The organism is Bifidobacterium sp. UTBIF-78 (genome assembly GCF_006408945.1).
Lineage (GTDB): Bacteria > Actinomycetota > Actinomycetes > Actinomycetales > Bifidobacteriaceae > Bifidobacterium > Bifidobacterium myosotis.
Genome location: NZ_JFAO01000003.1, coordinates 95,431 through 116,803, shown reverse-complemented (window position 1 = coordinate 116,803; position 21,373 = coordinate 95,431). Strand labels below are relative to the sequence as shown.

Genomic DNA, 21,373 nt, shown 5'->3' with positions numbered 1-21,373 from the left:
AGTCAACGAATTTCCGACGCGGGCCACTACCGCTGGGCGCGGCGACGGTTGGCGACCAGACGCGGCGCGATGACATGCATCCGCGGCTTGGCCGGTGCGGCCGAACCGATCGGTCCGGCGCCGGCCCGTCCGACGCCCGCCGCGCCGACCTCCTCCTCGATCTGGCCGTAGAAGAGCCGCTGGCACACGTCACGGCATTTGCGCATGACGCCCAGCAGATCGTTCTCGAAGTGCTGTCCACGGTGTGCGCCGTAGCCGAGGTACACGGCGATGCCGCCGAGCGAGTAGATGTCGTCGGGCAAGATGTCGGCCTGATTGGCGCGGCCGGACCACAGGTAGTTGCCGTTGCGGGCCGCGGTGCACAGCGTCCAGGCCTTACGCAGCTGGATGGCGTCCACCGCGCTGATGAGCTTCTTGGCCTCGAGCACCTCCAGCGCCTCGAGCGTGCCGTTGACGCGCAGGTCGCGGATGTCGCCGGCGTGCTGCAGCTGCAGGAGCTGCACGGTCCATTCCACGTCGGACAGTCCGCCCTTGCCGAGCTTGAGGTGGCGTTCTCGACGCACGCCACGCGGCAGACGCTCGGCCTCCATGCGTGCCTTGAGCCGGCGGATGTCCTGCACCTCGGCGTCGGTCAGCGGCGTGGTCGGGTAGCGCAGCGGGTCGGCGATGTTGATGAGGAAGTCGCGGGCCAGTTCGGCGTCGCCGGCCGCGTACCGGGCGCGCAGCAGCGCCTGGCGTTCCCATGTGGAGGCCCAGGACTCGTAGTACTCCTCGCAGGAGGCGTAGGAGCGCACGATCGGCCCGTTCTTGCCCTCCGGGCGCAGGTCCAGATCGAGCTCGATCTTGGGTTCGAGCGTGGTGGGGCCCTGCAGGATGTTGCGCAGGTCCTCGACCACCTTCTTGGCGAAGGCGTTGGCCTCGGCGTCCCCGGCGTCGTCGGCAGGCCGGTAGATGAGGATCGCGTCCGCGTCGGAGCTGAAGTTCACCTCGCGTCCGCCGTACCGGCCCATCGCGATGACGGCGATGCCCGCCGGGGCCCGATCCACGCCGAATTCGGCGGTCCTGTGGCGGATCGCCCATGTCAGCGAGGCGTCGATGATGGCGTCGTAGACGTCGGTCATGGCCTTGAGGCTGGCGTCGTCGGTCATGACGCCGCTCATCCAGGCCAGTCCGATGCGTTCGATCTCGTGACGGCGCATGGCACGCATGGAGTTGGCGAACTCGTTGATGCTCGCACCGAACCGCTCCAGCGAGGAGTGGGTCTGCACGTCCAGGGCCTCGCGGGTGCGGGCCTTCAAGTCGTCGTCGTTGCCGAGCCAGCTGATCGATTCGACCGACTTGTTGAGCGCGTCGCCGAGGAACCGGGAGTTGGACAGCACATGGCACAGGCGCTGGGCGGCGGAGGTGGAGTCGCGCAGGAAGCCGAGGTAGCCGGATTCGGTGCCGAAGTTCTCCTCGAGTTTGCGCCAGTTGAGCAGGCCCATATCCGGGTTCTGGCCTTCGCCGAGCCATTGCAGCACGGCCGGCAGGATGATGCGGTTGATCTTGGCGGCGCGGCTCACGCCGGCGGTGAGTGCCTGTACGTGGCGGATGGCGGCCTGCGGGTCGCCGAATCCGATGGAGGCGAAACGCTCCTGCGCGGCCTCGACGCTCAGGCCGATCTGGTCGTCCTCGAGCTGGGCGTTGACCGGCAGCATCGGACGGTAGTAGATGTCAAGGTGCAGGTGGCGCACCTCGCGGCGCACGTCGTCGTACTTTTCGACCAACTCCTCCGGGTGCATGCCGAACGCGCGGGCCAGACGGCGCAGCTCGGGGTTGCGGTTGAGCTCGTCCACGTCGATGTCGCGCTTGCGCTCCAGCCCGCCGACCGACGCACGGCCGAGGTCCGGGAACAGGTGGGTGCGCTTAAGCGACCAGATCTGCTGGCGATGCTCCATCACCCGCTCGAACCGGTAGTCCTGGGACATGCGCACGGCCTGTTTGCGCGAGATGTACCCGCCCTCGGACAGGCGGTGCAGCGATTCGAGCGTGTCGCGTGTGCGCAGCGTCTCATCGGTGCGGCCGTGGACCAATTGCAGCATCTGCACGGTGAACTCCACGTCGCGCAGGCCGCCGCGGCCGAGTTTGATCTCGCGGTCCTTCAGGGGCGCAGGGATGAGGTCCTCGACGCGCTGGCGCATCTTCTGGCAGTCGTAGACGAAGTTCTTGCGCTTGGAGGCGCTCCAGACGAACGGACGGGTCATGTCCATGTACGCCTGGCCGAGCTCGGGGTCGCCCGCCACGGGACGGGCCTTGAGCAGCGCCTGGAACTCCCAGTTCTCCGCCCACTGCTCGTAGTAGGTCTTGTGCGAGTCGAGCACGCGCACCAGTTGGCCGTCCTTGCCTTCGGGCCGCAGTCCCCCGTCGATCTGCCACAGGGGCTGTTCGGCCACGCCCATGATGGCGGACTGGCAGACGCGCTGCAACGTGGTGCCCATCTTGGTGCCCACGCGGATGAGCGTCTGATGGTCGATCTCCTTGTCCGCCGGCTCGACCACGTAGATGAGGTCCACGTCGGATACGTAGTTCAGCTCCTGGGCGCCGAGCTTGCCCATGCCGATGACGGTGAAGCGCACATGCTCGCTGCCGTCCACCTCGTGCCGGGCGATGGCCAGCGCGCCTTCGAGGGCCGCGTCCGCGAGGTCCGACAGTTCGCGGCTGATGGTCGGCTGGATGGCGGTGGGGTCGTCGGCGACGGCGTCTTGGGCGATGATGGCCGCCAATTGGCGACGGTAGGCGGCGCGCAGGGCCGTCGCCGCCTCGGCGAGGTCCTTGGAGGCCGTGGGATGGGCGGCGTCGTCGGGATCGGCGCCCACCGCCTTGAGCAGACGCGCGCGCCGCTGCGCATGGTTGAACAGGTGACTGTTGCATTCGTCGGTGGCCGCCGCGGCGACGAGATCCGACCTGAAGCGCATGAACTTGCCCAGCGCGTCGGAGACGCCGAGCACGGTGACGAGACGTTTGAGGGCCGCGCCATCGGGAATCACCTGTTCGAGGTCGCGGCCCGAGGACTGCATGGCGTTGACGATGTCCACGAAATTGCTCAGCGCCACGTCCGGGTCGCCGGCGTGGGCCAGCACGCCCAGCAATTCGGCTCTACGGTTGTCGGGGATGCCGTCCGCCTTGAGCTGGTCGAACAGCGACCGGGCCTTGTCGAGATCCTGCAGACCCGCCCTGATGAGGTCCATGGAGCCGGGATTGAACGTCGTCTTGAGTTCCATGGAATTCCACTATATACGCTTGGGGCCGTCATCCCCGGCGTTCTCCCAAACTCGCGTCGCACGGCACCATCTGCGGCAGTGGCGGGCGACGCCCGCGGGAAGGCCGTCGATGGACGGGGACGGTCCGTCAGGCGGCGAACAGCGGCTCCACGTTGCGCCAGATGCGGCGGGTGGTGGCCGGGTGGTTCATCGAATACAGGTGAATACCGTCCACGCCGTGTGCCACGAGGTCGGTGATCTGCTCAGAGGCATAGGCGATGCCGGCCGCGCGCATGGCGTCGGCGTTGCCCTCCCAACGGTCGAGCATCACGGCCAGATGGTCGGGGATGCGCGAGGCGTTCCGCTCGGCCATGCGACGCACGGACTTGGCGCCGCGCACCGGCATGATGCCCGCCTCGATGGGCACGTCGATGCCGGCCGCACGGGCCTTGTCGAGGAACCGGTAGAAGTCGTCGTTGTCGTAGAAGAGCTGGGAGATCAGGTGGGTGACGCCTGCGTCCACCTTGGTCTTCAGGTTGGCGATGTCCTCGTCGAGCGAGGAGGACTGATAGTGGCCTTCCGGGTAGCATGCGCCGAACACCTTGAGGTCGGGCTTGCGTTCGCGGATGTAGGCGGCGAGGTCGCTGGCATGTTCGAAGACACCGACCGGCTCCTCCCCCTCGATGTAGTCGCCGCGCAGGGCGAGTACGGCCTGGACGCCGGCCTGTTCGAACATGTCGAGCGCCTCGTCCACCTTGTCCCGGTCGGAATAGAGCGCCGTCAGATGGGCCACGGCCGGGATGCCGTATTCGTTGCGGATGGTGTTGGCGATGCGGGCGGTGGCGGTGCGGTCCGTGTGGGTGCCGTGCCCGTAGGTGACCGAAATGAAGTCCGGCTCGAGACCCTCGAGGCCGTCGAGCGTGTCATAGATGGTGCCGACCGGCGCATTGCGCTTCGGCGGGAACACCTCCAACGAAAACATCGGCGTATGCATATTGGCTTCCTTACAAGCATTACGGCTCCCCTCAGTGAGGGGAGCCGTCGCCATAGGCGACTGAGGGGAGATCCCGATACTGAGTCAACGCCCCTCAGTCAGTTTCACTGACAGCTTCCCTCACTGAGGGGAGCCCAATAATGACTACTTCGCGAGCTTGGCGCGCACGGCCTTGGCGGCGGCGACCAGATGCTCGAGGCTCGGCCAGGTTTCGGCGTTGCCGCGGGTCTTGAGTCCGCAGTCGGGGTTGATCCACACCTTCTCGACCTCCATCTTCTTGAGGATCTCGTAGATGCGGTCCTCGATCTCCTGCTCGGAGGGGATGCGCGGCGAGTGGATGTCATAGACGCCCGGGCCGGCCTCGGTCTCGAAGTGGGCGTCGTGGATGGCGTCGAGCACCACCAGATCGCCACGGGACGCCTCGAAGGAGATCACGTCGGCATCCATCGCGTCGATGTCGCGGATGATGTCGTTGAACTCCGAGTAGCACATGTGCGTGTGGATCTGCGTGGTGGGCTTGACAGCGGAATGCACCAGACGGAAGGCGGGCACGGCCCAGTCAAGGTACTTGACGTGCCAGTCGCTCTTGCGCAGCGGCAGCTTCTCGCGCAGGGCGGCCTCATCGATCTGGATGACCTTGATGCCGGCGGCCTCGAGGTCGAGCACCTCGTCGCGGATGGCGAGGGCCAGCTGCTTGGTCTGCTCCTCATGGGTGATGTCCTCGCGCGGCCAGGACCAGTTGAGGATGGTCACCGGGCCGGTGAGCATGCCCTTCATCACATGGTTGGTGCGGGACTGCGCGTACGCGGACCATTCCACGGTGATCGGCTTGGCGCGGGAGACATCGCCCCAGACGATCGGGGGCTTGACGCAGCGGGTGCCGTAGGACTGCACCCAGGCGTTCTTGGTGAACAGGAAGCCGTTGAGGTTCTGGCCGAAGTACTCGACCATGTCGTTACGTTCGAATTCGCCGTGGACCAGCACGTCGAGGCCAATCTCCTCCTGATGCTTGATACAGGCGTCGATCTGGCCTTTGATGAACTCGTCGTAGGCTTCCTTGGTGATCTCACCCTTGCGGAACTTGGCGCGCTCGGCGCGCACCTCCTTGGTCTGCGGGAAGGAGCCGATGGTGGTGGTGGGCAGCAACGGCAGGCCAAGGGCCTCGCGCTGCAGCTTCTGACGCTCCTCGCGGGCGGGCTGGCGCACGAAATCGTCGGCGGTCAGGCCGGCCACGCGCTGGGCGACCGCCGGATCGGAGGCCACGCGGGTGCCGTCGAACAGGGCCTGGTTGGCGGCGAGGGCGGCGGACGCCTTCTTCTCGTCCTCGGTGGCGTCGGCGAGGACCGCCACCTCCTTGAGCTCGCCGAGTTTCTCGACGGCGAATGCGAAGTGCTTGAGGTCGTCGGCCGGGATGCCGGTCTCGCCCTCGGTGCTGAACGGCACATGCAGCAGGGAGGATGCGGTGGAGACGGCCACATTGGCGGTGACCTGCTTCAGGGCGTCCACAAGGCCGAGCGAGGTGGCGTAGTTGTTACGCCAGATGTTGCGGCCGTTGATCACGCCGGCGAAGAGGGTGGTGCCGGAGGCCACGCCGTACTTGGCCACGGCCTCGAGGTTCTCCTCGCGGCCTTCGTTGAGGTCCAGGCCGATGCCGTCGAAGCCGAGCAGGTTCACGGTCTCGTACACGTCGGCGATGTGGCCGAAGTAGGTGTTGAGCAGCACCTTGACCGACGCCTTGGCGGCGAGGATCTTGGTGTAGAGGGTCTTGAAGAGCTCCACGTCGCCCGGCTCCTTGTCGAGCACGAGGTAGGGCTCGTCGAGCTGGAGCCACTGGGCGCCGAGCTCGTTGAACTTGGTGAGCACCTCGGCGTAGACGGCGGCCACGGCGTTGACCAGGCCCTTGTCGTAGTCGAGCTTCTGGGCGTTGGCGCCACGGGCGAGCTTGAGGAAGGTGTAGGGGCCGATGAGCACCGGCTTGGTGAGGATGCCGAGCGCCTTGGCCTCGTTGAACTCGTCGAACGGCTTGGTGGAGTTGAGCTTGATCTCCTCGCCGGGCTCGATCTCGGGCACCAGATAGTGATAGTTGGTGGTGAACCACTTCTTCATCGGTAGAGCGGTCACGTCGCCCTTGTCGCCCTGATAGCCGCGGGCCATGGCGAAGAGCGTGTCCTCCGGGTCGGCGAAGGCCAGACGCTCGTAGCGCTTGGGAATCACGTTGAGGAGGATGGCGGTGTCCAGCAGCTGGTCGAAGTAGCTGAAGTCGTTGCTCGGAATCAGGTCGATGCCGGCGGCCTGCTGCAGCTTCCAGTGCTTGGCACGCAGTTCGGCGGCGGTGGCCTTGACGGCGGCGAGGTCGTTGGCGCCCTTCCAATAGCCTTCGATGATCTTCTTCAGTTCGCGGTTCTGCCCGATGCGCGGGAAGCCGGAGACGGAAGTCAGAGTGGACATGAATCCTCCAATGTATGCGTCAGTAACCCGATTAGGCTACCAAACCATTGGCTTTTCGGACCCATAAGAACGGTTTGAGTGTCGTTATAGACGAAGTTTATAGCGGTGCTTTCCGAGGCGTTTCATCGCGATGCGTCTCACAACGCATGTGCCTTGCCACGCATGCGCCCCGGTAGCCCGGTAGCGATAACCCGCACGGCACGACCTCGCTCACCCGCAGAGATTCGAGGACGCCCGCGAGCCCGCAAATCCGCAAGCCTACAAGCCCTCAGGCAAAAACCGAGCTCTCATAGCCCACCTTCGCCCGAGGCCAGCAGGAACGCTAGTCGAAGTCCTTCACGTTGATCACGGCGAGCAGATCGCCGCTGTGGACCTGCCACTCGTCGAATGGCTTGTCCGAACCGAGGATCACCACGGATGCCGGCGAGAGCCCGAGATTGAGCAGGTCGAGGCATTCCGAGTCGGATTCGGCGGAGGACAGCCACTGGGCGCTGATCGAGATGGTCGGCTCGTGGCCCACCACCATGAAGACGCGCATCTTGGCTTTGACGTGGGACAGCTCGTCGAAGATGGACTGCACGCCGCCCTCGTACAGGCTGATGCGGTAGTCCACGATGGGTTTGTCGCCGAAGGTCTTCATCATGCGGTCGAGGGTCTGACGGGTGCGAACGGCCGACGAACAGGAAATCTGGTCGGGTACCAGACCGAGCGCTTCGATGCCCTTGCCGACGGCTTTGGCCTGCTTCAGACCCTTGTCCGTGAGCTGACGTTCCATGTCGCCGGTCCCGCCGAATGGCTCGGCCTTGGCATGCCGCATGATGATGAGGATGTGCTCATATTTCTTTGCGGCCTTGGCTACCTTGTTGAGCTTGATGCCCATGTCGTTCCTTCCCGAACCGGATGGCGCGATGTGTGCGAAACCGGCTGATTATCACCAGTATAGGCGCGCGGACATGCGCCGGCCCGTATTATTCGGCCGGATGTTCCAGCGCACCCACCTGACGGTCGAGGTCGCGCAACACCTTACGTAGTTTGTGGTCGGAGATGTCGCGCAGTTCCAGCTCCTCCAGACGGGCCTCGCGCTGCTCGTCGGTCAGCGAGTCGACGTCGGTCTCGGTGTCCTTGGTCACGCGCTCGCGCTTCTTCAGCGCTTCGAAGCCGGGTGCCATCGCACGGGATACCACAAGGAATCCGGTGTGGCCGATCATCTGATGGTCGGGACGCACGGCAAGCCCCTGCGCCTTCCATGTGCGCTCGAGGGTCTCCTCGATCTGCGGCTCGGTCCAGCAGCCCGCGTCGCGCAGGGCCTCGGCCATACGGCTCATCTGCGTGGTGGTGGTTACGTAGCTGACAAGCACGCCACCGGGGGCGATCACCCGGTACGCCTCGGCGAGTCGGTTCCACGGGTCGAGCATGTCGAGCATGATGCGGTCGAACCAGTGCTCCGGCAGGCCGGCGGCCTCGCTGTCGAAATCGCCGGTCTTCAGATCCCACCAGCCGGGCTGCTCACCATAGTAGAGCGTGGCGTTGGCCTGGGCCACGCGCGCGAAGTCGGGGCGCAGCTCGATGGTGGTCAGATGGCCTTCGGGGCCCACGGCGTCCAGCAGGTTCACGCTCATGGCGCCCGACCCCGCGCCGGACTCGAGCACACGCATGCCGTTGCGGATGTCGCCGAGCTGGATCACCTGGGCGATGTCCTTGGGATACATGATCTGCGCGCCGCGCGGCATGGAGAGCACGTAGTCGGCGAGTCGGGGGCGCATGGCCGCGTATTCCCATCCGCCGATCGCACGCGACGACTTCCACGGCTTGTTCCGGTCGCGTTCGGGGTGGACCGCGTTGACCTGCGCCTCGCGCTTGGCATGCACGGTGGCGATGACCGTGCCCTCGAGGCTGCCGATCACCTCGTCATGGAGGATCAGCCCATGCTCGGTCTGCGTGGAACCGCCCGGTACCAACTGGTCGGTGATCTTCTTGCCCTTGCGGTCGGTGAACTGCACCTTCTCCCCCGCCGCGAACGGCCCCCGTCTCGGATTCATGGGTCTCCTTCCCTGCAACATCTCGCGTCACGCCCATACGGCCGCGCTCAGGCGCAACCGACTCAAACCGTTTCAGTGTAATGCATGAGGCAAGAGGTCTCCAGACGCTTAGATGGATGGACCTTATCCGGGGATTGCTGCCCGAAGTCTTTCGAAATATCTCAATGCGTAAGGAGACTATTCTCTCTCAGCACCTTTCGTCGCTGCATTCCTTTAACCGCCGTTGCAATTCCGCATCGACGGCAAACAGATACAAGCCGTGGACTCCACGTTTGAGCAAAACGTTCAGTTCATGCTGAAGGTTCTGCTCGGTATAATCATTATCCAGATCCTTACGCTTATTGGTCGCCAGATAGTTGCGGCTCGCATGATTATCAAAAATAATCTTCCCGTCTCGGTATTTCACCGATGGGCCGATAATCACTCCGGAATAGTTCAAATCAAAACCCTGAATAGTGAACGTTGATCCAATCTCATTGATGGTGTAAGGCTTCTCCGCCCAAGCCAAATCCTTGTCAATCGCCCTTGGAGCAGGATCGGTCAGCTGATAGTTCCATGGTTTGCAGAAGCGACGTGAATCCGCATTTCCCGGGATATATCCTTCGTTATCGCCTTCAGCCAATCCCATATGCCAATGCCCCGCGGAATCACAATGCATGGTCACGTTCCAGAGCCCCTGAGGATCTTCATCGTTCTTGGACGAGGAGTATTTCCAATCGTAGGTGGCCAGTACGCGGGACAAACCGGAACCATTCCAGCCACTGGCAGGCAGCTGCGCCTTCCTCGCTATCGCCTCGAACAGATCGACAGGCGAATCGAATACCTGAATATCATAGGGCAGGCGAATCGGCTTCTCGTCAGGGCCTAGCTCAATCTGATCGCAAGGAATCGGGCCGATGCCTTCGCCCGCTGCAAACCGGTCAATCCATTGTACGATTCCTGCACTGGCGGCTATACGGAACTGTTGTTCCAACCGAACATGAGCCACATCGACGGATACGGACGGGAGTTCATCCTCTTCGCCCAACTCGACAGTATCGAAATCACTGATCGTTCCGATATTGCAGGCATTGCCACCAGTCAGCTCATCGTTCGGGAACAGTCGCCTCAACACAGATGAATGCCACTGCTGGCGAGCTTGTAGAATCTGTTCAGGATCGAATACTGCGATGACGACGCGAGCGCGGTGCAGAATGTCGTACAACTGGTTCTTCCCCGAGTACCCTTGCGTTCCCTGCGTCGTGAGAAGATGGGCCTCATCGATAAGCACAATGTCGGCGACGCCCCGCGGTTTGTCGGGTATGCCTCGGCCGTGTTCGTTCGTCTCGCTGAACCGGTTGATGAACTGGCTGGGCAACATCACCACCTCGTTGGATTTCCTCTGCAATCCCAGCTTCAGGGCAATCTGGTTATAGACATGAACCTGCTCCTTGTGGTTCACCAGAATATATGCCGAAAGCTCACCGTTCTGCGTGTAATTTGGTGACAGATGCTCCTCATCCTCGGAATATGTACCACCCTGAATACCGACTTCTGTGGCGATGCGGTAGAACAAGTGACTCAAGAGTACCGTCTTCCCGGTTCCTGCGGCTCCTTGAACAAAAATCAGTTTAGGGGGCGTCGCACGGTCGGCCCCAGTTTGGCTTGATTGACTTGCCGAGAACAACATATCAAGCTGCGTGAGAATCGACTCTTCGGCATCCATCTGATGGGGACTTAACCGGTGGAAAGGCGATGCCTTGAACAAGGCCGAATCACGAATGATTTCCTCCGCCGGGAACAAGTCAGGATCATCCTTATGCAGACCAAGCCAAATCTTGGAAAAGATGCCATCAAACTGATTGGACGTGTAATACATGCCCTGCGCATTGGTGCGTCGGTTATTGAGTTTTTTGACGCAATCCGTGCTCGACAAGTAATGCATCAGACGGTTTTCGACGTCCAAGGTCAAGGATTTGTTGAACATCGGATGCGAAATCACATACTGATGGAAAGCATCGTCGTCTTGACTGATCGCTTCCGCAATCGCGTACCAATCATCTCGTCTTCTGGAATCGATTTTGAGATGTTCGATGGTCCGATGCCGTATGTCATTGGTCTCGCCGACATATACCGTGTATTCGTTTTTGGCGGAATACCGACTGCCCTTACCCGAATACACGATATACACCGTTGGATACGACAATACATAGAGCATGGCGTTTTCGAGTTCGGAATCAGCGACGCGAGTGCGCGCCGACCGCCTTTCAACGGCTTCGTTCAATGCGGCCTCAAAATCCTTCTCCTCATAATTGCCATAGGGAAGTTTGATGATGATAGGGTCCAACCGCTCAGAGAACATGGTTATATTATGTCATGTAACGGCCGAAATCCACATCGCTATCATTCAACAGGCTCTAGAATGGCGAACATGATTAGCGACAGCACCATTCAGGCAATACGCGATTTCACGAAGGAACGTGGCTGGGAGCGGTTCCACACTCCGGGTAATCTGGCGAAATCCATCATCATCGAGGCTGCGGAACTGCTGGAGTGTTACCAGTGGACGCCGGAAGCCCCGGTATCGGATATACAACATGCCCAAGAAGAATTGGCGGATGTACTGACCTATTGCATCATGATGGCCGATGTGCTTGGCGTCGATATGGATGACATCATCATGAGCAAACTGGCAAAAACAGCAAGCAAATATCCCGCCGAAGCCGTACGCGGCAATTTCGACGAATACGAATCTCGGCACCTGGCTGCGCGCGAATCAGATGAAACCGCCCAGCAGTGACATTGCCATTGAGAAAGTCGCTTCTTCTTTCGCTGTCAAGCAGCCAAGCCAAATCACATTCTGCCAGTGTTTTACAGGTTCTTCTGATTGTGGTGTGTAAGGGGCGTGCGGCTTCATCTCTTCGGCACATTCAACGTTTCTTAGGTTCACACTCATCATCACCCTACGCGTATACCGACCTTGTGTGCCGTCCTGTTCTTTGGAACCTACCTAAGAAACGGTGAATGCACCTAATTTTGCCCCATACGGGAGCGGATTGATGCAGTTCGGCGCCGGTTTCATCGCTTGAGTCGTTTGTCGTCGTCACGATGTCAGGTGCCAACGGTGGGTTGTCGGATTAGTGGCCTTAGTGCCCCTTGACTGTCAGGTTTTCGATGGTTGGTAGTCGCATGGCAGTCGACTCTCATCGCCTGACTATCGGTTTTGTCGTTTCAATATCGGACGACACCGGACTGTTGAGAACCGACAATCATGCGTCGAGAACCGACAGCCAGCCGTCGATATTCAACAACGCAGCCGTGGAATGACGGATACGCGTGGGGACACAAACTGCATGCGCCGGAGGCCAATAGATTGGCTATCGGCCCAAACGGGTATGACGGTCGGCGGAGGGATCGGCGCCACGGTCGCCTAGCGTTGCTCAATCGGAATGCGTCGCGATTGTCATCCCGGCATAGTTTGTCCCGGCTGACGTATGATTGGCCGAAACACTCATGCCATTCGGCAAGATGAAAATCGATGCTCGCCAGCACCGCGGCATCCTGCAGAGAATCAGAATCGCATGTTCTCCGCGCTATTTGCAATGCCTTGCGGTACAGCTCAATGGAATAGAAATGTCCAGCAAGTTTGTCGATATGGCTGCTCCGGTCCTTGCGCTGACTGATGACAGAAATCCGTAGGAGCTGAATCCCGAAGCCGGCTCTACCTACATGACACGTTACGAGCTGATTCACGAAGATGAGCTACCTAACGATGCATACCGCTCACTCCTCCATTTCGTCATTCGTGCCGCCGATAATAGCAATCGACAATACAATAATGAGCTCCATACTTGGCATCCAGCTGCCTTCGTGGTTGTCTGGCAAGGCGCCAAATAACGCGTCTGATACGCAGCCCCCGCTGAAGCAGCTTGTGCTCGAATCCAACGACTGGCCTGGCAGCAAGTCAGTCATCATCAGACTCTTCAGACCAAGACGTATGTAGAAAGGAAACGACAATGCGGTTGCAGATGACCAGCAATATCGATGTTGCGCCGGACGACGACCGGCTGTTCGTGATGTTCCACGGATACGGGAACGACGAAAGCGAAATGGTCCGCATCATCGACGCGGTGTATGCATGCGAAGACGGCCTTGGGCCCGACGCCACGCCGCATGCAGTTCAATCATCCGCGGCGTCTCCCGCATCCGCAGTGTTTCCCGGCACTGCACCGGTTAGTGCCGCTCCCCTCGGCGCCACACCCAGCTATCTGTCGTTCCGAGGCACTTACGGCCGGCTGTACATGGGCGGCCATTACTGGTATCCGGATGGATGCGACGTCGAGGAGCGTCAACGTGAATGCGCGTCGGTCGGCGAGGCGGTAACGCAACTGCTTGCGGCACCGACGTTTGCAAGCCGACTCAAAGTGCTGGTTGGGTTTTCGCAGGGCGGCTATCTGTCCTACCGACTGGTCAAAGCATATCCGGACCTGTTCGATGCGGCGATACTGCTGAGCCCCTCATTCAAGGGTGAGGAGGATGCGACGCTCGAGTCACCGACGCGGTTCTTCCTGGCGTACGGCACCGAGGACCACACGATTCCCTTGGACGATCAGCACAATGCGCGTGCCGTGCTGGAAGACGCCGGCCACCTCACCTATCGGACGTACCCCGGCATGGGGCACGCCATCTGCGATCAGGAAATCGCCGACATCAGCGTTTTTCTGCGTGGACTGTAGTCACGCAGCGATCCGGCAGCAGGATTCGACTGCTGTTGGCGCCTATCTCGCTTGCAAGGGGTACATTCCGGGTTCTCCGGATAGCTATCTGCGTTGCAAGGGGTACCTGACGATGGATATTCCGAGTACGGACGGCGATATCGCAACGTTTGTACTCGGCATTTCGCCGATAAGGTACCCCTTGCAACGCAGATAGCTGTCCGCACACGCCCATATGTACCCCTTGCAAGCCAGATACCATGCTTGCAAAGTGTTCAACCACCGGCGGTCCCTGCATTCGTGCTTGCACGAACCGCGTTTCAGGCCACCCAAATGACTATCTGCGTTACAAGAGGCTGTTCAACGGGGATTCTGAGTACAGACACCGATATATCGGCATCCATACTCGGAGCTTGCCCTGTTGGGGAGCCCCTCGTAACGCAACTAGTGGTCCGTCTCTATAAATAATTGAGGGCTTCAGCTTTTTTCTCCCCAGTCATCTTCGCTGACGGCCCTCTCATCAGAGAGGGCCGATACCACTCCAACAATTGAGAGACAAACCATTAGCGTCCAGGGAACGGCGGCGTCCCCCGCTTGGCAGCGCTCACGCGCGTGCCGCGTCCCATTCGGGCTTCCACGAGTACTGCATGTCGTAGGCGCTGGCCCAGAACATATACTCGTTTTCGACACCGACGACGAAGATCTCGGTGAGTTCGGCCTTGCTCTCCTCGCTCAGCCCCTCCACGAGCGTCTCGATGTGCTTGAGCAGCCACGCCGCCGAGCTCCAGAACTCGTCGGTCTTGTACGTGTCGACCCAGCTCTTGTATGGGTTCGACTCCAGCGAATCGCCGAATTCGCGGGCGAGACGCTGCCCGTAATCGGCGTACACCCAAGCGCAGGGCAGCACGGCCACGAGAACGTCAACCAGCGGATTGCCGTAGGCGATGGACAGGATGTTCGACGTGTAGGCGCGTGCGAACGCCGACTGACGCACCGAGTTCATCTCCGCCTCGGTCACGCCGAAGCTCGCCATGTACTTGCGGTGCATGGCGGATTCCACGTTGAAGATGGCGTTCTGCACATCAACCATGAAGCGCATGATCTCGGGGTCGTGCGTCTTGGTGAGCGCGAGGGCGTGGACCTTGGCGTAGTCGTCGAGGTAGCGGTAGTCCTGCAGCAGGTAGAAGGCGAACTTCTCACGGTCGAGCGTGCCGGCGCCAAGTTCGCGCAGGAACGGCTGGCGGTATCCCTCCTCCCAGACGTGGTCGGCGGCCTTGCGCAGGCGCTGCGCGAACGGCGGCAGATGGTCGAGCGTGATGGGTCCGAATGCGGCGGCGTCGAACGACGATGACGTGACGGTGTCGGCGGTCATATGCGATTGCTCCCTTCGATGGTGTTGGCCAACAGGTTCCAAGGGTCAGGCCCGCGCCTTTCTCAACCTCGAGCCGGCCGAGCGGATATCCAAGCGTCCAGATCATCAGACGGGATTCGCGCGGCCGGCTCAGGTTCCCCTGCAACGTCGCTCATTATAACGGCAGACCGGGCGCAGCGCCATGGCGGCTAAAACCGCAGCAGATGCGATCGACGATTCGGCCGGCGTATAACGCCTCCCCACGGAACCGCCTACTCTGGAATCAGAGGTTGATGAGGAATCCGTGGAAGCAAGCAACAACAGATGCGAGCCGCAGGACGGTCTCAGCCATCGAGAAGGAGCATACGATGCGATATTTCACCACCGACACGCATTTCGGGCATCCGCTGGTCACCGTGCTACGTGGATTCACCACGTTCGATCCGAGTCGTTCGACCTACGAGGAGATTCTGCACACCTACGGCCGCAAGGCCGCCGAGGACTGGGCCAAGAAGACCGCGCTCGATTCGGGGCTCACCTTCCGCGAGGCGGCCGACACCGACGCCCACGACCGGGCGGTCATCGATGCCATCAACGCACAGGTCCGGCCCGATGACGAACTCTGGATTCTCGGCGACATCGGATTCCGCACGTCGCTCAATCATTTCAAGGATTGCCTGCGGGCGCTTAACTGCAGGCACCTGCATGGCGTGATCGGCAATCACGACGATTGGTGGCTCGAGGATAAGCCTGCGCGCAACCTGTTCGAAACCCTGGAGCCCAACGACGCCGTCGATATCGACGGGCTTGGCACGGTCAACCTGTCGCATTTCCCCTATCGTGAGGATCTGGCATACAGCTGGCCCGACGATGTGGCGAAATTCAGCGCGAAGGCGCTGCCGTTCGACGGCCGGATGCTGCTGTACGGGCACACCCACCAGCTCTCCCCCGACGGCGCCCGCCCCGAGGCGTTGAACGTGGGGCTTGATGCTTGGTCGCTGCAGCCGGTGAGCGAGTCGCAGGTCATCGCGTGGTTCCGCGAACACGCCACGGCGAGAGACATGGGCAGGGCCAACGCCGCGGGGACTCCGTCGCTCGACATGCCTACGTTCTGAGCGCAACAGGACTGATCGCAATCGTCGCAATAGCCTAATCAGCTTCCGGCGCAGCACGGTTACGACGAGTACAGTTGTCAACGGCGGGGCATCCGCCTCGGCACACTGGCCAAGCACTGGCCCAGATATGCATGCAAACAGCACAAGACAGCAAAGGAGCGATGATGACGCTGATGGAACCGCCGGCAATCCCCACGCGCAAGGCACATGACGGGCTGGAATTGCCCGCCATCGGATTCGGCACATACAAAGTGAACGGCTTCGCGGGCGCGGAGGCCATCAAGTCGGCACTGGAGGTGGGCTACCGGCTCATCGATTCCGCGTTCAACTACGAGAACGAGGGCATGGTCGGCAAGGCGATCCGCGAGTCCGAAGTGCCGCGCGAGGAGATCATCGTGGCCTCGAAGCTGCCCGGCCGTCATCACCAGTACGATCAGGCGCGCGCGACCATCGAGGAGTCGGTGGCCCGCATGGGACTCGACTACATCGATCTGTACCTCATCCATTGGCCCAACCCCTCGCAGGGTCAGTTCGTGGAGGCGTGGCAGGCGCTAGTCGATGCGCAGCAGCAGGGCATCGTCAAGCATATCGGCGTGAGCAACTTCCTGCCCGGCCACATCGACCTGCTCATCCGTGCCACCGGTGTGACGCCGGCCGTCAATCAGGTGGAGCTGCATCCGTTCTTCCAGCAGAACGAGCAGCGCGCCTATGACGAGGCCCACGGCATCATCACCGAGGCGTGGAGCCCGCTCGGACGCGCCAACCAGATGCTCAAGGACCCGACCATCGTGCGCATCGCCGAGAAGCACGGCGTCTCCCCCGTGGCCGCCATCCTGCGCTGGCATCTGCAACTGGGCGACGTGGCGATTCCGAAGTCCATGCACCGCGAACGCCAGCGCGCCAACCTCGACCTGACCGGTTTCGCGCTCGACGAGCAGGACATGCAGGACATCGCCGCCATGGACAACCCGGAGGGCTACACCTTCGGTCAGAACCCCCACTGGCACGAAGAGGACTGAGGCGGCGGCTCGGTGTGGTCGGCATGGCGTAATCGATACGGTGCGATCGACATGGTACGGTCGGCTCGACACAATGTCGTACTCGGACACCAAGCCCGTCACTGACCGCCGGCGCCCGACGGATATGGGGCAGATCGTCATGACTTAGGTACTTCTGTCGTTTCTTAGGCAGGTCACGGAGGAAAACACGTATGCAAAGGCTGAAATACGTGTTCAACGCCGAGAGGCACGTACCCAAGAAACGACAGAAGTACCTAAGAAACAAGCCACATCACATGTCGGAGCCGTCAAGCCCCCTGCCGGCTGATGCCGCCCTTGTGTCCTGTGGCCTTGAATGGCTTGGTGCGAACGGAAACGGCGCCTGACAACGACGTCTTGCCTCTCGTGCGCCGCTCGTCATGTTGAGCGGGCTGAGTGGATTGATTGGGCTGCCGGCCGCGTGCGCCGGGCTTGGCGTTGATGCCTTTGGCCTGCAGCGCCTTCACCCAACGTTCATCCATATAGTTCACATCATCCTCCATCGCTCACCCCACCAGCCACTTGAATTTGGCCACCGAATACAGTGGAACGAACGGAATGAGAATCGGCGTACGGTTCGCATAGTCACGGTATTCGGGATTGTCGCCATAATTCTTAGTCTGGCGGATTTCGAGCCGACGAGCCCCACCGAACATAATCCAGACAATGCATGCCCAGCCGGCGACGGCCGCCAGCCACTGCCAGATACCGTGCATCGCGGTCCAGCCGGATACGAACACGCCGGTCCATGTCAGGACTTCGCCCAGATAGTTCGGGCAACGCACGAGACGGAATACGCCCACGTCGCAGAATCGTTTCGGATGCTGCTGCTTGAATCGGTTTTTGGTGGCGTCGGCCACGGATTCCAAGACGATGCCGACGGCCATGATCACCGCGCCGACGACGGCCACCGCATCCGTCGTCGCATTATTGGACAAGCGGAACAGCACCGGAGAGGTCTCGCAGGCATATAGCAGCGCGCAGGCAAGCCAGACCAGGATCTTCACGAGGAACGGCGTGCTCGAACCGTCCTTGATTTCGTTCTTCATGGTGGCCTGATATGAGGCGCTGCGGTGCTCACGTATCAGCAGGTATCCACCCAACCGACATCCGTAGATGACGAGGAGTACAGCCATAATCGCCGTCACCGGCGTGAGCTGTGCCGCGAACATCACCAGTAACGCCACGCCTATGCCTGCGATTGAAAACCCGTATCCAAGCGAAATGAACCAGACGAATTTCCTGAACCCGATGGCGCTGATTACCAGCGCCACGATGAACATCACCAGAAAGCCCATATCTCTCCTATCACATATCACACTGTTGTGGTCAGTTCCGCCGATCAGTCCCCGTCGGCCAGTCGGTCAATCAGCGGTGTGGACACGGATGCCGTCGGCACTGCGGTAACCGTAGCTCATGGTCTCGCTTTTGTACGCCACGAGGTCACGGACGGCCATCGGCAAGAGAATCATGCCGTCATCACCATGATGGTCCGCGACCTCATAGCGTCGCTTACGGCGGTATCTTACCGAATCAGGGTAGTTGCGGGTCGGCGAACCGCCGATTCTTCAGTACCGGCAATACCTCACGTACTCGTTCAAGTCGATTCCGGTCCAAAACAGCGTTGATCAGGCCAGATCGTGTATCGTCAGCCTCAGCCATGGTCTCGCCCATGGGATCGATGATGCGGCTGCATCCGATATTACGTTTGCTCACTTCGCTGCAAGCCAGTACGTAACAGGTGTTTTCCACGGCCCGGGCCGCCGTCAGCAACCTCCAGTGCCGTTCTTTGGAATCGCCTCGCACCCATGCGGCGCTGACCGCGATCGCATCCGCACCACGCACCGCCAATGATCGCGCGGTCTCCGGGAACCGCACATCGTAGCAGGTCATCACACCGATGCGCCACCCATCGAAGTCGACGATGGGAGGAAGTTCCGCACCGGGTCGGACCACATCGGATTCCCGCGCGGCAAACGCATCATACAAGTGGAGTTTCCGGTAGTCCGCGATGATGTCGCCTTCGCGAACCACCAGAAAGGCGTTGGAAACGCGATTGTGCGGCTGACTATACCAATGATCGTCGGGGCGATCCTCATCTCCTCGCATATTTCGTGCATCCGGCACGACGTGGACCGTCCCCATCAACGTGATGTGGCGATTGGCGCTGATCCGCCGCAACCCCGTGACGAACGGACCGGCGATGGACTGCGCATGGGCGGCAGCGAACGAATCGTCATCACCGTCACGCGCAATAAGGCCCTCCGGCAGCACCAGCAGTTTCGCGCCGTCCTGCGCCGCATCCCGCGCGAACGCATCAATCAATTCCAGATTGCGTTCCGGCTCCTGCACAACCGTAAACTGTGCGACTGCCACCGGCATGTACTCGCCGTTCACCAATGCCTCCTCATAGCCAGTCACGAGATGTCCCGTTACAACGTCATACCGTTCGCCATAAAGTTCATGTAACTGTCAGATGTCATTCGACATCGCTTGAATTACCCTCCTAAGGCGAGTCCCGCCCATCATTCATTGTTATTCGAACGAATAAGTGCATCGGATTCTGCGGTCAAAGACCCGTCCTCAGATAACAGCGGCGTATCCAATACAGCTTTGATAGAAGCCGCTGTGGCGGCTGCTGAGGCAACGATATGTCTGCTATCAACCGTGAATTGCGAGTAATCCTCTCCTTCGGTGTCGATGACACGCTCCAGTTCGTAGATAAGAGGCAAAAACCTGGCGTCAAGCCTGGCTAGCAGTGCGTAGAACATTGCGCTGCGCCTGCGAATGGCGATGCACTGCTCGATTCCCGCCATCATTTCCTCGCAGTACTGGCTGGTCTTTGCGGATTGCGTTTTCGCCTCCTCCAGATTCTTGCCGCCTTTGGCACCAACGATGGCGCCCATGACCAGCAACGCGGGACCTGCCACCAGACCGCCGAGCACGGCAACCCCACCAGCCATGCCCATGCCTCCTGCAGCCAACGATCCGCCTCCGAAGAACGCCAAGGTCGCATTGGAGGCAGCGGCTCCGCTTAATGCACTGATGGCGGTACCGGTTGAAGCCGTGGCAAAAGTGGAAGCGGCACTATATGCGCCGAACGCGGTAAGCGCTCCGCTGATGGCTCCTGTTGCACCGCCTTCCAGCAACGAGGATGCGACGTTCCCCATTACCTTGAGCTCATCAAACGACGCTTCGTCGATACGAAGACGCTCCAGCTCATCCAAACCTTCCGAGGCTGTGAAATCCACGTTCTTCAACCGCCCAAATGCATCCAGGAAACGACGCATGTTCCCATCCAGGATGATGATCTTCTCTTTACCCAGCGCGCTGAGCGATTCCGAGCATTGCCCACGCAACTGTTCGAGACGATTCGCCGCCCAAAGGATTCGCTCATTGGAATTGGCGTTCAATCGGTCGGCCTTGAACTGGTCGAATCCGCCTTTGGCTCCCATACCCACACCGGCTACACCACCTGCTGCGGCAAGTCCTAAAAACAATGGTGCCATGAAAATCGGCATGATATAACCTTCCTCTATTCCGTCTTATGCTTGCCACCGAACAGTCCGCCAACGAATCCTTTGACCGCGTTGGCAGCATTATCAGCCTGTTTCTTCGCCTCTTGAGCCGCGTTTCCGGCTTGCTTGCGCACTTCGTCGCCCACCGGGTTCAATGTGTCGCCCATAGTTTTCACCGCAGAATTCACGGCGTCACCGGCCTTCGCAACACCAGGGACTTTGACCACGGCTTGCTTGACGGAGTCGGCAGCCCCCTGAACACCTTGTTGAACCTGTCCCAATACGGGGGTCACAGCTTTATCGACGTTTTCCGCTGCAATGTCGAACACATCCTTACGAACGGTCATCGCCGTGGGAGGCTCGGGCACCATCTCATCGGCGACCAGCTGCGTGGCCGCCAATTGGATTGCCGTCTCACGCTCTTGAAGAATCTCCACCACAGGCTGCACCTCGGCGTATGGCCTATCTGAGGATGTGATCCACGCGAGTTCATCCCTCACCGAATGCGCGGATCGCATGAGATGTTCCATTCCCGGGTATAGTGAACGTTCCTTGACCACCGTCCGCGCGATATGCCTGATGAGTTTGCACTCGGCGGGATCATAATTCCCATCCGCATATGCTGCAGCCAACATGTCCCATAACAGCAAACGGGGAACAACACCATCATCCTGGGCATCGGTCCGATGGGACACCGCTTCATCGACACCCTCGACAATCACATCGTAGCGATCCTCATCAGGATACGAGTGCAGTCTGCTTTCGCATGAATCGATCAACTTCTGCCGATAGTCATGGAAATGCTCCGCGTCGAGCTCTTCACCGATATGGTCGAACAGCTCGAGTTCCTCATCATCGATGGAACCGTCTACCGCCATCAAGTAATAGAACGCTTGCAATGCATGTTCTTTTTGAATGCACGTCATCGTGTACATGTT

General features: G+C 60.5%; 19 protein-coding genes and 1 riboswitch. Of the genes, 5 read left to right on the top strand and 14 right to left on the bottom strand.

The features are described 5' to 3' along the window. Positions 1 to 26 precede the first annotated feature (26 nt). The 6 genes from BG22_RS00995 to BG22_RS00970 form a co-directional block, all read right to left on the bottom strand. A complete protein-coding gene (locus BG22_RS00995) occupies positions 27 to 3,260 on the bottom strand; it encodes a bifunctional [glutamine synthetase] adenylyltransferase/[glutamine synthetase]-adenylyl-L-tyrosine phosphorylase (protein WP_140492309.1) in 3,234 nt (1,077 codons plus the stop codon). 127 nt (positions 3,261 to 3,387) lie between these two features. Beyond that, the gene (metF, locus tag BG22_RS00990; protein WP_140492307.1) at positions 3,388 to 4,233 is read right to left on the bottom strand and encodes a methylenetetrahydrofolate reductase [NAD(P)H]; all 846 of its coding nucleotides are present in this window, start codon (positions 4,231 to 4,233) and stop codon (positions 3,388 to 3,390) included. 144 nt (positions 4,234 to 4,377) lie between these two features. Then, positions 4,378 to 6,681, bottom strand: a complete 2,304-nt coding sequence (metE, locus tag BG22_RS00985; RefSeq protein WP_140492305.1) for a 5-methyltetrahydropteroyltriglutamate--homocysteine S-methyltransferase — start codon at positions 6,679 to 6,681, stop codon at positions 4,378 to 4,380. A gap of 322 nt (positions 6,682 to 7,003) precedes the next feature. Further along, positions 7,004 to 7,561 carry a histidine phosphatase family protein gene (locus BG22_RS00980; RefSeq protein WP_140492303.1) on the bottom strand — a complete coding sequence of 186 codons (558 nt, stop codon included), beginning with the start codon at positions 7,559 to 7,561 and terminating at the stop codon, positions 7,004 to 7,006. A gap of 88 nt (positions 7,562 to 7,649) precedes the next feature. Beyond that, positions 7,650 to 8,720: a tRNA (adenine-N1)-methyltransferase gene (locus tag BG22_RS00975; RefSeq protein WP_140492300.1), complete on the bottom strand. Its 1,071-nt coding sequence runs from the start codon at positions 8,718 to 8,720 to the stop codon at positions 7,650 to 7,652. 187 nt (positions 8,721 to 8,907) lie between these two features. Continuing rightward, on the bottom strand, positions 8,908 to 11,061 hold the full coding sequence (locus BG22_RS00970) for a DUF2075 domain-containing protein (RefSeq protein WP_140492298.1): 2,154 nt from the start codon (positions 11,059 to 11,061) through the stop codon (positions 8,908 to 8,910). A gap of 69 nt (positions 11,062 to 11,130) precedes the next feature. On the opposite strand from BG22_RS00970, the gene BG22_RS00965 reads away from it, so the two are divergent. After that, positions 11,131 to 11,499: a nucleotide pyrophosphohydrolase gene (locus tag BG22_RS00965; RefSeq protein ID WP_140492296.1), complete on the top strand. Its 369-nt coding sequence runs from the start codon at positions 11,131 to 11,133 to the stop codon at positions 11,497 to 11,499. Here BG22_RS00965 and BG22_RS00960 read toward each other — a convergent pair. Beyond that, positions 11,476 to 11,658, bottom strand: coding sequence for a hypothetical protein (locus tag BG22_RS00960; RefSeq protein WP_140492294.1), 183 nt, complete (start codon positions 11,656 to 11,658; stop codon positions 11,476 to 11,478). The genes BG22_RS00965 and BG22_RS00960 overlap by 24 nt on opposite strands. A 554-nt stretch (positions 11,659 to 12,212) precedes the next feature. Between BG22_RS00960 and BG22_RS00955 the strand changes: the two genes are divergently transcribed. Continuing rightward, the gene (locus BG22_RS00955; RefSeq protein ID WP_140492292.1) at positions 12,213 to 12,398 is read left to right on the top strand and encodes a hypothetical protein; all 186 of its coding nucleotides are present in this window, start codon (positions 12,213 to 12,215) and stop codon (positions 12,396 to 12,398) included. Between the two features lie 84 nt (positions 12,399 to 12,482). Here the strand turns inward: BG22_RS00955 and BG22_RS00950 are convergent, their stop codons facing one another. Then, on the bottom strand, positions 12,483 to 12,674 hold the full coding sequence (locus BG22_RS00950; protein ID WP_140492290.1) for a hypothetical protein: 192 nt from the start codon (positions 12,672 to 12,674) through the stop codon (positions 12,483 to 12,485). 41 nt (positions 12,675 to 12,715) lie between these two features. Here BG22_RS00950 and BG22_RS00945 point away from each other — a divergent pair, with 41 nt between their 5' ends. Further along, complete coding sequence (locus BG22_RS00945) at positions 12,716 to 13,435, top strand: dienelactone hydrolase family protein (protein WP_140492288.1); 720 nt, start codon at positions 12,716 to 12,718, stop codon at positions 13,433 to 13,435. A 583-nt stretch (positions 13,436 to 14,018) separates the two neighbouring features. Here BG22_RS00945 and tenA read toward each other — a convergent pair. Then, positions 14,019 to 14,786: a thiaminase II gene (gene tenA / locus BG22_RS00940; RefSeq protein ID WP_140492286.1), complete on the bottom strand. Its 768-nt coding sequence runs from the start codon at positions 14,784 to 14,786 to the stop codon at positions 14,019 to 14,021. Continuing rightward, positions 14,780 to 14,937, bottom strand: a riboswitch (TPP riboswitch). (Overlaps the previous gene by 7 nt.) A 196-nt stretch (positions 14,938 to 15,133) precedes the next feature. Here tenA and BG22_RS00935 point away from each other — a divergent pair. Then, a complete protein-coding gene (locus BG22_RS00935; protein WP_140492284.1) occupies positions 15,134 to 15,880 on the top strand; it encodes a metallophosphoesterase family protein in 747 nt (248 codons plus the stop codon). A gap of 170 nt (positions 15,881 to 16,050) precedes the next feature. Next, complete coding sequence (locus BG22_RS00930) at positions 16,051 to 16,899, top strand: aldo/keto reductase (protein ID WP_140492350.1); 849 nt, start codon at positions 16,051 to 16,053, stop codon at positions 16,897 to 16,899. A 287-nt stretch (positions 16,900 to 17,186) separates the two neighbouring features. On the opposite strand, the gene BG22_RS00925 is transcribed toward BG22_RS00930, so the two are convergent. From BG22_RS00925 to BG22_RS00905, 5 genes are all read right to left on the bottom strand, one after another. Beyond that, positions 17,187 to 17,420: a hypothetical protein gene (locus BG22_RS00925; protein WP_258186146.1), complete on the bottom strand. Its 234-nt coding sequence runs from the start codon at positions 17,418 to 17,420 to the stop codon at positions 17,187 to 17,189. A gap of 3 nt (positions 17,421 to 17,423) precedes the next feature. Continuing rightward, positions 17,424 to 18,215 carry a DUF1295 domain-containing protein gene (locus BG22_RS00920; RefSeq protein ID WP_140492282.1) on the bottom strand — a complete coding sequence of 264 codons (792 nt, stop codon included), beginning with the start codon at positions 18,213 to 18,215 and terminating at the stop codon, positions 17,424 to 17,426. A gap of 235 nt (positions 18,216 to 18,450) precedes the next feature. Continuing rightward, the gene (locus BG22_RS00915) at positions 18,451 to 19,314 is read right to left on the bottom strand and encodes a nitrilase-related carbon-nitrogen hydrolase (RefSeq protein ID WP_258186145.1); all 864 of its coding nucleotides are present in this window, start codon (positions 19,312 to 19,314) and stop codon (positions 18,451 to 18,453) included. Between the two features lie 128 nt (positions 19,315 to 19,442). After that, entirely contained in the window at positions 19,443 to 20,438 is a 996-nt protein-coding gene (locus BG22_RS00910; protein ID WP_140492280.1) for a hypothetical protein, read from the bottom strand. Positions 20,439 to 20,452: 14 nt separating this feature from the next. Next, complete coding sequence (locus BG22_RS00905; protein WP_258186144.1) at positions 20,453 to 21,370, bottom strand: TerB family tellurite resistance protein; 918 nt, start codon at positions 21,368 to 21,370, stop codon at positions 20,453 to 20,455. Positions 21,371 to 21,373 lie beyond the last annotated feature (3 nt).